We start from the raw sequence: 15,682 nt of genomic DNA on the forward strand, positions 1-15,682 counted from the left end.
ATGCAAAAACGTAATAATTATATTGAAATAGAAGATTTCTTAGCTGATGAATCTTTTCAATTATGGATTTTATCTAAAGTTGATGAACAAGGCTGGGAGGAATGGACTTTAGAAAATCTTCAAAGAGCCAAACTCGTCGAAGATGCAAGACTTGCATTGTTGGCAATGCGAGTTCCAGAATCTAAGTTGTCTTCGAATGAAGTTCACGAAGCCTTACAGCAAACTTGGCGAAAAATTGAACAAAGAGAAGAACTTTCTCAGCAAACTTCAAAAATTAAAAAATTAAAAGCACAGAGATACTGGATTAGCGGTGCTGCTGCAGCTATTCTAGTTGGCATTTTCTCTGTATGGTTTTTTAGAACTGAATTGACTGCAAATGATAATGTAGTTACTTACAACGAACTGGTTCAGGAAAATGATGAAGGTTTGGTAGAACAAACCAACAATACTGAAAAATCTCAGACCATTACTTTATCTGATGGAAGTTCCGTCTTATTACAGCCTAATAGTAAATTAAGTTACCCTAAAATCTTTACCGGAAACAAAAGAAAGGTGTATTTATCCGGCGAAGGTTTCTTTGAAATTAGTAAAAATCCTAAAAAGCCTTTTTTTGTTTATGCTAACGAAATTGTGACTCGCGTTGTGGGTACAAGTTTTCGAATAAAAGCTTATCCAGATCAGCAAAATGTTGAAGTTCTTGTTCGCACCGGTAAAGTTAAGGTAAGGTCTAATGATTTAGTTCGAAATAACGAAAACAAAGAAATTGTCCTGCTTCCTAACCAGGCACTTCGATTTGCTCGTAAAGAATTGGTGTTTAATAAAATAACCAATATTACACAAGATCCGATTCTAGTAAGCAGCATTAGAAACATCGAGCAATTAAGTTTTGAATTTACTGATATTCCTGTGGCACAAATTCTTGAAACTATAGAGCAGGCTTATTTAGTAGATATTGATTTCCCTCACGATAAATTGAAAGACTGCCGATTAACGACCTCATTAAGCGATCAGCCTTTGGCCGAAAAGCTGAAAATAATCTGCAAAAGCATCGGCAATGATACCAATTATGAAATGAATGGAAATCAGATTGTAATTACGACTTCTGGCTGTAACTAGAATTCTTAATTCAATTAAAATAAAGAAAAAAACATCCAAAATTTTAATTAATTCAAAAACTAAAAAAATAATTTGTAATTGCCTATGTGAAAAATGAATGCATAAAAAAAGTGCCGAGAATGCTGTAACATTATCGACACTTAAATCTGAATAAATAACCCTCTGTAAAGGGTGATTTATGATGTTTCTTAAAATACACGTGAATAGTATTAATCAAAACAAACCAAAATTATGAAAAAACCTGTTGTCAAGCAACGATTACTTCACCAAATCATGAAAATAACGCTGTTTCAGTTTGTGTTAGCGCTTGTGTTTTCAAGCGTTACTCTCGCAAATAATGTAAATGGGCAGAAAAAATTAGATACTAAAGTTACTATTACAGTTTATAATCTAACTTTAGACAATGCTTTATCAAAAATCGAAAAGTCTGCTCATGTAAAATTTTCCTATAATTCAAGACTTCCTCAACTAGGAGAGAAGGTTAGTATAGAAGCAAACCAAGAAACTCTGTCAAGTTTACTTAGCAGAATATTGGTTCCTTTTAATATTACTTTTTCTGAAGTAAGCAATCAGATTGTTCTTCAAAAGAATACGATTAATACTTTTTCTTATGGAAACAATCATGATTCTTTGTTTGAGATTTTAACTTTTGGCCCTATTATTAAAGGAAAAGTTACAGACCAGTCAGGAAGTCCGCTACCTGGTGCTACTGTAATGGCAAAAGGCACAAAAACAGCTGTATTAACAGATTTTGACGGAAATTTCACGATCGAAATGCCTGCAAACGTAGACCGTTTGGTTATTTCTTATGTTGGTATGGAAACAAAAGAAATAGGAATTGATAATACTTCTCCAACGGTTGTTTTAACTGAAGCTGGTCAGAACCTAAAAGAGGTTGTGGTTACCACTGGATACGAGAAAACTTCAAAAAGAACATTTACAGGAGCTATTAGTAAAATTTCTGGCACTGAATTAAAAATAGATGGTGTAGTTGACGTAAGCCGAATGATCGAAGGTAAAGCGGCTGGAGTTACCGTACAGAATGTTACAGGAACTTTTGGTACAGCTCCTAAAATTACCGTTCGTGGATCTTCTTCAATTTTTGGAGATACAAAACCATTATGGGTTATTGATGGTGTTGTTCAAGAAGATATTATCAATATGTCTTTTGCAGATTTGGCATCTGGAAATTCAGAGACCTTATTAAGTTCATCTGTAGCAGGCTTAAGTGCAAACGATATTCAAAGTATTGAAATTCTTAAAGATGCATCGGCTACGTCAATTTATGGTTCAAGATCATTAAACGGGGTTGTGGTTGTAACAACAAAGCAAGGGCGTAGAGATTCTCCATTAAAAATTAGCTACGGATTGGAGCAGACTGTAAGAACAGTTCCGAATTATAGCCAATTTGATATTCTAAATTCTCAGGAATCGATGAGTATTTTTAAAGAAATGGAAGCTAAAGGTTATTTGGACTTGCCAACTACTGTAAACGGAAGATATGGAGGTGCTTATAATATTTTAGGAAGAGCTATAAATACCTATAATCCTGAAACTGGAACTTATTTGGTTAATAATGATCCTGTTAGCCGTAATAATTTTTTGAAAAAGTACGAACAGGCCAATACAGATTGGTTTAGCGTTTTGTTTAGACCATCTATTACGCAAAATCACTCTTTGAGTTTTTCTGGTGGAGGTAAAAACAATACGTTTTATGCTTCATTGGGATATTATACAGATCCAGGATGGACTATTGCTGATGATGTAAAACAAATCTCTAGTAACATTAAAGGTACTTTTTATGTAAACGATAAGTTGAATATAACCTTATCTACATTGGCTTCTATTAGAGATCAAGGCGCTCCAGGAAGTTACGAAAGTGAAAAAGATGTTGTATTCGGAAAAGTAACCCGTGATTTTGATATCAATCCTTTTAATTATGTGTTAAACACAAGTAGAACTTTACGTCCGTATGACGATAATGGAAATTTGGAATACTACCGAAACAACTGGGCTAAAATGAATATCGTAAACGAATTGGCCAACAATTATATGGAAATTGAGGTTAAGGATATTCGTTTTCAATTGGATTTAGATTATAAGATTAATCCGCATTTAACTTATAATTTAACAGGTTCAGCTCGTTATGCAAATACAAGTCGTGAGCATAAAATTTTAGAAGGTTCAAACGTTGTTGGGGCATACAGAGCAGGAACAGCAATTGGCGAAGATGGGGTAAACACATTAGTTAGAGATCAAAATATCTTTTTATACCAAGATCCAAACGATCTGACAGCTCCAAAAGAATCAGTCTTGCCAAATGGAGGATTCTTAAGAAAGTTTACAAACGACATGACATCTTACAATTTAAGAAATAGTGTTAGCTATAGAAATATATTTAGCGATAAGCACGAACTAGAAGGTTTGTTTGGGACTGAAATGAGAGTTGTCGATAGAACTAGTGATCAATTTACGGCTGCAGGTTTGCAATACGATAGAGGTTTAACTGCTTTTACAGATCCGAGAATTATTGAGAAAATAATTAATGCTGGAGATTCATACTACGGTTTTAATGAAGAAAAAGAAAGAACGGTAGGTTTCTTTGGTAAAGTAGGTTATACTTATGATAGACGTTATACTGCTTCTGTTACAGGACGTTATGATGGGTCTAATAGACAAGGAGATAGCGATTCATCAAGATGGCTGCCAACTTATACTTTTAGTGGAAAATGGAATGTGGCTGAAGAAAGCTTCATGAAAGATGTTCAATCAGTTAATACTTTAGCATTAAGAGCCTCATATGGTTTAACAGCTACTGCGGGACCTGCAACAAACTCTTTGGCAATTTACAAAAGCGCCATTACAGATCGTTTCGGACTTGATGATAGAGAATCAGGAATTAGAATTGAAGAGTTGCAAAACGGAAATTTAACTTGGGAAAAACAGTTTGAAACTAATATCGGACTTGATCTTGGAATGTTTAATAACAGAGTGCAGCTTACAACAGACGTTTACCGTCGTAAAGCTTTTGATCTTGTAGATTATGTAATTACTTCTGGTATTGGAGGTCAAAGAATTAGACAAGGTAACAATGCCGATATGGAGACTAAAGGTTTGGAGGTTGGTATTACAACTAAAAATATTAATGGTAAAGATTTTAAATGGTCAACAAATCTTAATTTTTCTGTTTATCATCAAGAGATTACAAAATTGCAGAACACGCCAACGGCATTCGATTTAGTTGATTCAAACGGAGGAAATACAGTTGGACACCCAAGAAATTCATTATACTCATACCAATTTACAGGTTTAAACAACCAAGGTCTTCCTACGTTTATATTGCAAGACGGAGCAGAGAATAATATTACAGATGCTAATTTTCAGGATAATTTAAATGTTACTAAATATTTGAAATATGAAGGGTCAATCGAGCCTAATAAATCATTTGGTTTTGCCAATACATTTACCTACAAAAACTTGTCTCTGTACGTATTCTTTGTAGGTTCAGGAGGAAATAAAGTTCGTTTAAATCCTGTATACGATAGTACTTATGATGATTTAACTGTATTTACAAAAGACTTTACAAACCGTTGGATTAATCCTGGTGATGAAAATTATACAAATGTGCCAGTTATTGCAGACAGACGTTTAAATGCTAATTATGGCGGAGACCGTACATTGGCAAGAGCTTATAATACCTATAATTATTCTGATGTTCGTATTGCAGATGGAGATTTTGTCCGATTAAAAAATATCTCATTAAGCTGGGAATTTCCTGCTGATTTTAAAAAGAAAATCGGTGTGAGCACTTTTACATTAAAAGGCTCAGCGGTAAATCCTTGGTTAGTTTATTCTGACAAAAGATTAAATGGACAAGATCCTGAGTTTCGTAATTCTGGAGGAGTTGCTTTTCCTGTAACAACTCAATACACATTTACTTTAAACCTTTCATTATAATAGTCAAAATCATGAAAAACTTAAAAATAGCATTATCCCTATTAATACTTATTTGTATTACTAGCTGCGATGATTTCCTGTCGGAGAAACCAGATAATAGAACAGAAATTGATACGCCAGAAAAAATAAAAGAATTATTAGTAGAAGCTTATCCTCAAATGAGTTATTTCGAGATTGCTGAAACTATGTCTGATAATGTTTTTGATAGCGGATTGCCTACTACGATTATTAGAAATGAGCAAAATTACAATTGGGAAATTAATACAGATGCAACTGATATTGATACTCAAGCTTATTACTGGGATGCTTGTTATAAAGCAATTGCTCACGCAAATAAAGCATTGGAAGCAATAGAAGAATTAGGAAGTCCGGCAAGTTTGAATCCGCAAAAAGGTGAAGCATTGATGGCTAGAGCTTATTCGCACTTTATGCTGGTTTCATTATGGTCAAAACGTTACAATCCAGCAACTGCTGATACAGATTTAGGGGTTCCGTATGTAACAAAACCAGAAACGGAATTGATGACTAAATACAAAAGAAATACACTTGCTGAAGTGTATGCTTTTCTTGAAAAAGATATAGAAGAAGGTTTGAAATACGTGACAAACGATTATAAAGAACCAAAATTTCACTTTAATGTAGCGGCTTCAAAAGCTTTTGCCAGTAGATTTTATTTAGTAAAAGGAAATTGGGATAAAGTAATTGAATTATCTAATGACTTAGGTTCTAGACCGTCAGCAATAAGAGATTTTTCAGTTTACGAACCTTTAAGTGTAGAAGATCAGCAGTTAAAATACGGTGCGAGTGATGTTGGAACCAATCTTTTGATCGTTTCTGCAAATACTATCGTAAGTAGAGTATACCATTTAAACCGTTTTAATTTATCAGGTTTACGTCGTCCAGAAATTTTTGGAACAAGCACAAATCTTTTCGGAAAAGCGTACTATTATAATTTCTATTCTTCAAATGGAAGTATCACATTGTTTCTTCTTAAGTTTTATGAATACTTTAAATATTCTAACGTAACAGCCGGAATTGGAGATCCTTATGTTGCTGAAGTGTTATTAAGTAATGACGAGTTTTTCTTAAATAGAATAGAAGCTCATGTAATGAAAGGAGAAATAGCAACAGCTACAGCAGAATTAGAATATTTCTTAGCAACAAGAACTCCAACATACAATCCGACAACAGATAAATTGACTGAAGCAAAAGTAGTGGCTAAATTCCCTGTAATTGCAGACGAATATACTCCATTCTATACAATGACTCCAGTGCAGACCTCTTATGTAAAAGCAATTGCAGAAACAAGAAGAAGAGATTTTATACACGAAGGACTTAGATGGTTTGATATTAAACGTTTTAATCTAGTGGTGAAACATGAGACATCAAACAAACCAGCTAATATTTTAGCAAAAGACGATAACAGAAGAGCATTGCAAATTCCGTTGCACGCTTCAAGTGCTGGTATCGAACTAAATCCTAGATAATCTTAAAAATGAAAATTATGAAATTATTAAAATATAATAAAATTGCGGTTTTAGCTCTAGTTTCGATAACTCTATTTTCATGTGGAAACGATGATTTGCCAGGAGAAAGCCAATTAGATTTTACCCAACCAGAAAAAACAAGTTTAGATAATTGGATAGACGTTACGTATTTAAACCCATACAATATTAACGTTCAATATAAATGGAATCAAAACACGGTAGACAACAGCCGTTATTTATTTCCGCCAGAAGTTGATAAAGTAAAACCTGCTCTTGAAATAGTTGAAACAATTTGGCTAAAAAGTTATGCTGCAATTGGAGGTCCAGATTTTGTAAAGAAAATTGCTCCAAGAGAAATTGTTTTGGTTGGAGGAGTTAATTTAAATAGTGTGGGAACTAAAACGTTAGGTTTAGCTGAAGGAGGACAGAGAGTTACCTTGTTTGAAACAGATTATGTTGATAAATCGGATCGCGATAACGTAGCACAGTTTATACACACAATTCAGCACGAATACATCCATATTTTAAATCAGAACAAACCTTTTGATGAAAAAACTTGGAAAACGCTAACACCAGGAGGTTATACTGCAGATTGGTACAATTTTGAAATTGAAGAATCAAATGAACTTGGATTTATTACAAGTTATGCAAGATCAAATATTAACGAAGATTTTGCAGAAACAGCAGCAATGATTCTGATTTATACAAAAGAAGAATACGCGGCATTTTTGGATGGTATTGAAAATCCTTTTGCCCTTCAGGCTTTAAAAGCAAAAGAAGCTATTGTGGTTAAGTATTTCAAAGAAGCATTCAATATGGATTTTTATGCTTTAAGAGATGAAGCAGAAAAAAACACAACATCTGTAATAAATTAAAATAAGCATTATGAAAATGAAACAACTATATAAGTATTTATTTGCAGCTGTTTTAATACTGCAATTGACTGCCTGTAATAACAATACAGATGCGGAACAACTATTTCAAGATACGCCAACAGCTCGTTTAAATAAACAAAAATCGGAGTTAAATGATGCGTTACTATCATCACAATACGGATGGAAAACCGTTTATTTTACAGATAATACGGTTTTGGGAGGATATACCCATTTATTTAGATTTGCTGACGATGGTACTGTGCAAATGGCATCAGATTTTGATGCTGATACAGCAACCTATAAAAGTGAATATGCAATTCAAGTAGGAAGCACAGTGAGTTTAACTTTTACTACAAAAAATAGGATTCACCTTTTATCAGATTCAGACAATTATCCAATTCCAGCATTGCGAGCAAAAGGTTATTTAGGAGATTTTCAATTTTTGTACTATGGACAAGAAAATGGAGAAATCATTTTTAGAACCAACAGAAGTAATCAGGAATTACGTTTTGTAAAAGCAACTGCAGAAGATTGGACCGAATTGCCTAAAAATCTTCTGATGGAAAAAAATGTTATTGGAGGAGAAGAAAGACCGCTTTTTAGACTATTAGAAACAAATGATGGTACAACTACACATAAATTTGATTTTTCATTTACAGCAGTAACGCGTTTTGCAAACTCAAATTCTATTGAAAATGGTTATTCTGTAAGCTATGACATGGGAATTGGATATACTCCAACCGGAATCGTTGTAAGTCCAGCAGTTGAAGTAGGCGGACAGAAATTATCAAATTTCACGTACAATGATGCCGATGGAAGTTTTACAGCGACAGGAACGGGTGGTGTGTCCGCAGTTATAGAATACACAGATAAACCCTTGGTTCTTACAGATGACTATAAATTTTTGCTTCCTGGTAAGCCACTTTCTTGGTTCGGATTCTTTGTAGATGATTACACGATAGATTCTCCTACAAACTCACCATTATTCTATGCTGAATTAGAAAAAGTTAACGCAGCATTACCTGCAGGACAGAGAATTGCCTCAATAGAAATATATGCAAATCATTCTATCGGAACTTTTGTTTATTACACTTTCGTGGGAAGAGGAGCTTTGCAACATCATGTAACAGTTCAAGAAGATGCTGCAGGCAAGAAAGCAATCTTGAAACATAAATCATGGAACGGAAATACGACGGTAGCAACACCAGCTTTCTTAGCAAGTATTGATAAATATTTTATGGATCCTGAAGGAATTTATGTAAAAGCAGAAAGCTTCAGGTTATTCTACTCAGATCCTGTTTATACCTTTACAAGTGCTTCAAGTCCATTTAGAATGACAACTTGGAAACTTAATTAATTTTAAAAAGCAGCTCATTTTTTGAGCTGCTTTTATCCAGCATAATTTCTGAATCAAGTATATAACTTCTTAATTTATAGATATTATGATTAAAAAAATAATGACACCTGCGACTATAGCAATATTCTTTTGGCTCATAGGGTTGCTTATTGTAAATGACTATTATTATTCATATTTAAGACCTTATTTATACCTCTCAATAGTAATTGCGATTGCGTGTGTAGTTATTGATAAGATTAAAGAAGATAAAGACGATTAAATAAAGCCAATGAATTTTAAGGCTATGAAAAATATAGTATTGGTACTAATTGCATCTTGAAAAAGATGGTAGAACCACATTAAAGATTTTTAGTTTTGTTTTTTTATTTTGGGGGAAACAGCTCATTTTATGGGCTGTTTTTTGTTTTTTAAGTTTAATCTTTCTTTATGTGAAATTATAATACTTTTTTTCTTATATTTAGGATCGAAATTAATTTTTTTCAAGTCTGAAAACTCAACAGACAATAAAGGATTGAGTTGCCAAAAAACCAAAAAAACTAATAATTATGTTAAAATCAATTTTAAATTTTCAAGGAGTTGAGATTTTGAACCGCGATGAGCAAAGAAGTATTAAAGCTGGAGAGTTAACTTGGGATTGTCAAACAGGAGATGGAGCCGTAATGGGGCAATATATTCATCCTTGTATTGATCTGCCAGTTGAAATTATTCCAGTTCCAGAGTTTGATTTACCTTAATTATATTGTTAGGTAAACTTTTAAGTAATGAAGCCGTTTCGTAATTGGAAACGGTTTTTTTGTTTTATTCTAAAGAAAGGCCCTTATTCACAAATTACACTATTGCTATTTTTTTTAAAAAGGGAAATATTATATATTTGACAAGTCATTTATAGCGTAGATAAAATTTATGAAATTTTCTTTTTTAATAGAAAATGTAAATAATTGATAAAATAAGCTATGAAGAAATATTAACATTAATTTTGAATATGAAATTACTAGAAGGAAAAGTTGCAATTATTACTGGTGCAAGCCGTGGAATTGGAAAAGGAATTGCTGAAGTTTTTGCTAAAAATGGAGCAAATGTTGCTTTTACATATAGCTCATCTGCAGCATCTGCAGAAGCTTTAGAAGCAGAATTAAATGCTTTAGGAGTAAAAGCTAAAGGATACCAATCTAATGCAGCAGATTTTAACGAAGCGCAGACTTTTGTTGATGCTGTTTTAGCAGATTTTGGAACTGTTGACATCTTAATCAACAACGCTGGAATTACAAAAGACAATTTGTTAATGCGTATGTCTGAGGCAGATTTTGACCAAGTAATTGATGTGAATTTGAAATCGGTTTTTAATATGACAAAAGCGATTCAGAAAACTTTCTTGAAACAAAGAGCAGGATCTATCATTAATATTAGCTCTGTTGTTGGAGTTTCTGGAAACGCAGGTCAAACCAATTATGCAGCTTCTAAAGCGGGTGCAATCGGATTTACTAAATCTGTAGCTCTTGAGTTAGGTTCTCGTAACATTCGTTGCAATGCAATTGCTCCAGGTTTTATCGAAACAGAAATGACTGCAAAATTAAGTGAAGATGTAGTAAAAGGGTGGAGAGAAGGTATTCCGTTGAAACGCGGAGGAACTACAGAAGACGTTGCAAACGCTTGTCTTTTCTTAGCTTCAGACATGAGTGCTTACATTACAGGACAAGTTCTTAATGTTTGCGGAGGAATGCTAACATAAGGTACTGAGGTACTAAGTTGCAAAGGTTCAAAGGTTTTAGTATTCAGTCTATTCTGATTCTAGATAGCTGAACTCCCTTAGTCAAATTATTGACTTTTTTAAATCTGACAACTGTAAACTGATACTGAATACTAAATTAATATGACTACAAACACAATTCTTTTATTATTGCTTTCTTTAGTAATTGCTGGTGGGTTGTCGTATTTTCAATATTTTTTCAAAGCCAAAAGTAAATCCAATGTGATTATACTTTTGGCTTTTTTACGTTTTCTAGCTATTTTCGGATTATTGGTTTTATTGATAAATCCTATTATTTCAAAAAAATCTCTCGAAATTACCAAAACGCCTTTCGCAGTTGTAGTCGATAATTCGAGTTCTATTGCCGCTTTAAAATCAGACCAGAAAGCAGTTGAATTGTATCAAAAACTGGTTTCAAACCCAGCTTTAAAAGAAAAATTCGATGTTCAAACCTATCAGTTTGATAATGATTTTAAAACTTCAGACCAATTTGATTTCAAAGGAAATCAGACTAATTTAGACGAAGTTGCCAAAAATCTAAAAAGCATCCACAAAAATCTGATTTTTCCAACAGTGATCATTACTGACGGAAATCAAACTACAGGAAACGATTATGTATATCGTTTTGATCCTGTCAATAAAGTTTATCCTTTGGTTGTGGGAGATACAACTACTTTTTTTGATTTAAAAATCAATCAGTTAAACGTAAATAAATACGCTTTTCACAAAAATAAATTTCCAGTCGAAGTTTTTCTGCAATATGCAGGAGACAAAACCACAAATGCAGAATTTACCATTTCTCAGGGAAACACTGTTGTCGCAAAAGAAAAACTTTCTTTTTCGCCATCAAAGAAAACAGCTTCGCTAAATTTATTGCTGCCTGCCGATAAAGTGGGATTGCAGATTTATAAAGCTAACATTCAATCATCTGCAAAAGAAAAAAATAGTTATAATAACGTCAAAAATTTTGCAGTTGAAATAATCGATCAAAAATCGACTATTGCCATTGTTTCGGCTATAAATCATCCAGATATTGCAGCATTAAAACGTTCTATTGAAGTTAATGCACAACGTAAAGTTATATTGGTTAAACCAAATCAAATTAATGATTTAGATGATGTTTCTGTTTTGGTTTTGTATCAGCCAACGACAGCTTTTAAAGCTATTTTTGACAACAATAAATTAACAGGAACAAATGCCTTTATTATAACAGGAAACAATACCGATTTCAATTTTTTAAATCAGCAGCAGAACAATCTGGTTTTTAAAATGAGTAATCAACGAGAAGATTTTTTATGTGAATTCCAATCAGCTTTCAACTTGTTTGCAATAGATAATATTGGTTTTGAAAATTTTCCGCCTTTGCAAAATCCGTTTGGAAATATCAGCACTAATGGAAATGTGTCTATTTTGCTTTCTTCAAAGATTAGAAACGTTTCTACGAATGCACCTTTATTGGCTTTCGTCGAAAATCAAGGAAAAAGAACCGCTTTTCTTTTAGGAGAAAATAGCTGGAAATGGCGTTTGCAAAGTCATGTTGATAATCAGTCTTTTGAAAAATATGATGTTTTTATAGATAAAATTATACAGTATTTAGCATCGTCGACTTCAAAGAAATCTTTAGTAGTAACACACGAAAGTTTCTATAATTCAGGAGAAGAAATCATTATCAATGCACAATATTTCAATAAAAATTATGAGTTTGACGAAAAAGCCAGACTTACAATTACTGTTGTAAATGCGGCGACCAAACAGACTAAAAATTACGATTTACTAAAAGGAAGTAATTCTTTTTCTGCTAATTTAGAAGGACTTCCAGCAGGAAAATATAATTTTTCAGTAAAAGAATTAAATTCAAATACTTCATACGCAAGTCATTTTGAGATTTTAGATTTTGATATCGAAAAACAATTCGTAAATCCAGATGTTGTCAAATTAGAGCAATTGGCGCAACAAACAGGAGGAAAAGCTTTCTTCGAAAACCAAGCCGATCAATTGATTAATACACTTTTAGAAAACAAAGAATACAAATCAATTGAAAAAAATATCTCAAGCAAAACTCCAATTATTGATTGGGTTTGGTTGTTGATTTTGATTGCTACTTTATTAACTACGGAGTGGTTTGTTAGAAAGTACAATGGATTACTTTAAGTAAGATGCAAAGGTTCATAGAGACAAAGGTTCAAAGGTTATGAAACGTATAACTTGAAACTTTAAACATGAAGCAAAATAAACTATAAACATGGACTTTAGGCTAAAAGTATTTTACACCGTTGCGCTCCGCCTTAATTTTACTAAAGCGGCAACAGAATTGTATATTACACAGCCAGCAGTTTCCAAACACATTCAGGAACTTGAAGAAACCTACAAAACCAAACTTTTTGAACGAAACGGTTCTAAAATAGCCTTAACACCAGCTGGGAAAATTCTATTAAAATATACTAAAAGTATTTTTGATATCTACAGAGAAATTGACTTTGAAATGAGTTCTTTCAACAAAGAACGCCAAGGTTTATTACGATTAGGAGCGAGCACAACCATTTCACAATATATTATTTCACCTGTTTTGGCGAGTTTTCATCAAAAGCAAAAAGATATAAAAGTCAATTTGTTGAATGGGAATACAGAACAAATCGAAAATGCCTTAATTAATAAAGAAATCGAAATCGGAATTGTTGAAGGGCAATCTAAAAATCAATCCATAAAATACATTCCGTTTCTTAAGGACGAGTTGGTCTTAGTCTGCAGCAGTAAAAATCCGTTGGTGCAACAAAATGAAATTTCAGTAAACGATTTAAAATCAATGAAATTCATTACAAGAGAACGTGGATCTGGAACACTTGAAGTTATAGAATTTGCATTGAAAAAAGCAAACTTAAAACTAGCAAATCTACATATTGAAATGCAGTTGGGAAGCACAGAAAGTATAAAATCGTACTTATTAAATTCAGATTGTTTTGCTTTTATGTCAATTCATGCCGTTAGCAAAGAATTGAAAAATAAGGAATTAATTGTTTTGGATATCGAAAAATTAGCAATAGAACGATATTTTTACATTATAACTTTACAGGGGAAATCGGATTCGTTATCAGAATTGTTTATTCAAAATTTAGCCTCTCATTATAACTTGAAGTTATAGCCAATTGCAATTTACGATTGGCGTTTTCAATATAAACAACGGAACTTTGCTACATAATATCAATGCCCATTTATTTTGAAAACAAAAGAACAAACAACAGCACAATTATTTGAAATTAATCAGCCATTACAGCAAGTCCTTTTTCTTGCCGTAATTCTTTTATGTTTATTTTCGATTATTTCTCCGCCGGTTGCACTTTTATTAGGCGTTTTAATTGTGAATCTTTTCGGAAATCCATTTGTCGAATTCAACCACAAAGCGATCACATTTTTATTGCAATTCTCAGTAGTCGGTTTAGGATTTGGAATGAATGCCAATAGTGCAGTTTCAGCGGGAAAAGAAGGATTTGTTCTAACTGTCTTTTCAATCTTTAGCACTTTATTTTTTGGATTATTGTTGGGAAAATGGCTTAAAACAGAGAAAAAAACTTCTCATTTGATTTCTTGCGGAACAGCAATCTGCGGAGGAAGTGCGATCGCTGCTATTTCGCCAGTTATCAAATCAAACGAAAATCAGACTTCAATTGCTTTGGGAGTTATTTTTATACTAAATTCAATTGCTTTATTCGTTTTTCCTTTTATTGGCCATCAATTAGATTTGTCACAAAAAGATTTCGGTCTTTGGTGTGCTATTGCCATTCATGACACTAGTTCTGTAGTGGGTGCGGCAAATAAATATGGTTCAGAAGCACTTCAAGTTGCTACAACAGTTAAATTAGCCAGAGCTTTATGGATTATTCCAATTTCTATCTTGACTGCTTTTTTCTTCAAGAATAAAAATTCAAAAATCAAGATTCCTTATTTTATTGGGTTGTTTGTAATCGCTATGTTGGTCAATACTTACATTCCGGCAACAAGCATTTTTACCTCACATCTTGTTGGTATTGCAAAAATAGGTTTGACTATTACTTTGTTCTTAATTGGTGCGACTTTAAACTTTTCAACGCTAAAAGCTGTAGGGGTAAAGCCATTGCTTCAAGGTGTGTTTCTATGGGTTTTTATCGCTGTTTTAGCTTTAATATCAATACTTTATTTAGGGTAAGACTATTTTATATTGGAGAATTTTACAATTGGCTTGTCAAGCATTTTGTAAAATTTTCCTTTGAATGAGAAGCGTCTTTCAATCTCAAAACTAAATGATTTTTTGTTTTTTGCCATTGTAGCAATTTCTTCAGGAAATTCAACATCAAAATCATCTTCAGTTCTTGCTTTTATATTGTAAGTTCCTTTTGTGGTAATAATAATATCTCTAAAATGTTTCTTAGAATTATCATTTACAATCTTATATGATCCGGACCAAGAGATAAATGAAGAATTGGTCAACTGATAATTATTGACTTCCATAATTGGCTGGTATTGACCTCCAAAACCGGCTACGAGATATAAATAACCTTCATAAGCACCTCCAGCTCCGCCATTTGCATGTATTAAAGTAAAAGCAAATTGATCTTCTCCAATTTCAACTAATTTAGGAGTCGGACATCGCGCAAAAGCCCCAAATGCAGCTACTGCAGGTTGAAAAGATCTCATTTCCCAAACATTATCATTTTTTGCAAATTTAGCAATGCCCAACAATCCTCCAGAAAAACGCCCTGTCTGAAGTCCGTCTTCGTCATGAACAGAATGATTAAAAGCTAAAATTTTAAACTGATTTCCTTTTGAATCGCTATAATCAATATTAGCGATAAGTCTTGTGGCAACGCCTTCTGTGTATGGAAACATTTGATCGCCTTCTACGCCATTTACATCAAGAAAAGGAGAAGGTTTACACGATTTGCATTTCCAGCTTATAAAAGTATTTTTATCAGCAAGATGATATAAGTTGCCAGGAAACAGTTTTTGCATTGTTTTCTCACCGTTTAACGGATCGGAAACTTTAAGGATTCTTTTTGGGTTTAATAGGGTGTCGCTAATATTTTTTAGCTGTAAATCAGTTTCTTGTGCAAAACAAAAAGCAGAAAGCAATAGAAATAAATTTAACGTAATCTGGCGCATAAAATTGAAT

The 15,682-nt window shown here is 32.9% G+C and carries 11 protein-coding genes; 10 read left to right on the forward strand and 1 reads right to left on the reverse strand.

Features of this window, described 5'->3' with window-relative positions; all coding sequences use genetic code 11:
- The 10 genes from M0M44_RS17135 (at position 1) to M0M44_RS17180 (ending at position 14,719) form a co-directional block, all read left to right on the forward strand.
- The gene (locus tag M0M44_RS17135) at positions 1 to 1,116 is read left to right on the forward strand and encodes a FecR family protein (protein WP_248726771.1); all 1,116 of its coding nucleotides are present in this window, start codon (positions 1 to 3) and stop codon (positions 1,114 to 1,116) included.
- 231 nt (positions 1,117 to 1,347) lie between these two features.
- The gene (locus M0M44_RS17140) at positions 1,348 to 5,073 is read left to right on the forward strand and encodes a SusC/RagA family TonB-linked outer membrane protein (protein WP_248726772.1); all 3,726 of its coding nucleotides are present in this window, start codon (positions 1,348 to 1,350) and stop codon (positions 5,071 to 5,073) included.
- A gap of 11 nt (positions 5,074 to 5,084) precedes the next feature.
- Entirely contained in the window at positions 5,085 to 6,560 is a 1,476-nt protein-coding gene (locus M0M44_RS17145) for a RagB/SusD family nutrient uptake outer membrane protein (protein ID WP_248726773.1), read from the forward strand.
- A 17-nt stretch (positions 6,561 to 6,577) separates the two neighbouring features.
- Positions 6,578 to 7,435, forward strand: a complete 858-nt coding sequence (locus M0M44_RS17150) for a substrate import-associated zinc metallohydrolase lipoprotein (RefSeq protein WP_248726774.1) — start codon at positions 6,578 to 6,580, stop codon at positions 7,433 to 7,435.
- A 16-nt stretch (positions 7,436 to 7,451) separates the two neighbouring features.
- Positions 7,452 to 8,792, forward strand: coding sequence for a DUF4302 domain-containing protein (locus M0M44_RS17155; protein ID WP_338030071.1), 1,341 nt, complete (start codon positions 7,452 to 7,454; stop codon positions 8,790 to 8,792).
- Positions 8,793 to 9,337: 545 nt separating this feature from the next.
- Positions 9,338 to 9,526, forward strand: coding sequence for a hypothetical protein (locus tag M0M44_RS17160; protein WP_248726776.1), 189 nt, complete (start codon positions 9,338 to 9,340; stop codon positions 9,524 to 9,526).
- Positions 9,527 to 9,774: 248 nt separating this feature from the next.
- Positions 9,775 to 10,521, forward strand: a complete 747-nt coding sequence (gene fabG / locus M0M44_RS17165; RefSeq protein WP_248726777.1) for a 3-oxoacyl-[acyl-carrier-protein] reductase — start codon at positions 9,775 to 9,777, stop codon at positions 10,519 to 10,521.
- Between the two features lie 141 nt (positions 10,522 to 10,662).
- Positions 10,663 to 12,690: a hypothetical protein gene (locus M0M44_RS17170; protein WP_248726778.1), complete on the forward strand. Its 2,028-nt coding sequence runs from the start codon at positions 10,663 to 10,665 to the stop codon at positions 12,688 to 12,690.
- Between the two features lie 91 nt (positions 12,691 to 12,781).
- Positions 12,782 to 13,678 carry a LysR family transcriptional regulator gene (locus M0M44_RS17175; protein ID WP_248726779.1) on the forward strand — a complete coding sequence of 299 codons (897 nt, stop codon included), beginning with the start codon at positions 12,782 to 12,784 and terminating at the stop codon, positions 13,676 to 13,678.
- Positions 13,679 to 13,753: 75 nt separating this feature from the next.
- The gene (locus tag M0M44_RS17180; RefSeq protein WP_248726780.1) at positions 13,754 to 14,719 is read left to right on the forward strand and encodes a YeiH family protein; all 966 of its coding nucleotides are present in this window, start codon (positions 13,754 to 13,756) and stop codon (positions 14,717 to 14,719) included.
- Positions 14,720 to 14,721: 2 nt separating this feature from the next.
- On the opposite strand, the gene M0M44_RS17185 is transcribed toward M0M44_RS17180, so the two are convergent.
- The gene (locus tag M0M44_RS17185; protein ID WP_248726781.1) at positions 14,722 to 15,672 is read right to left on the reverse strand and encodes a hypothetical protein; all 951 of its coding nucleotides are present in this window, start codon (positions 15,670 to 15,672) and stop codon (positions 14,722 to 14,724) included.
- Between the last annotated feature and the right edge of the window lie 10 nt (positions 15,673 to 15,682).

It is taken from the genome of Flavobacterium humidisoli (genome assembly GCF_023272795.1).
Classification (GTDB): domain Bacteria; phylum Bacteroidota; class Bacteroidia; order Flavobacteriales; family Flavobacteriaceae; genus Flavobacterium; species Flavobacterium humidisoli.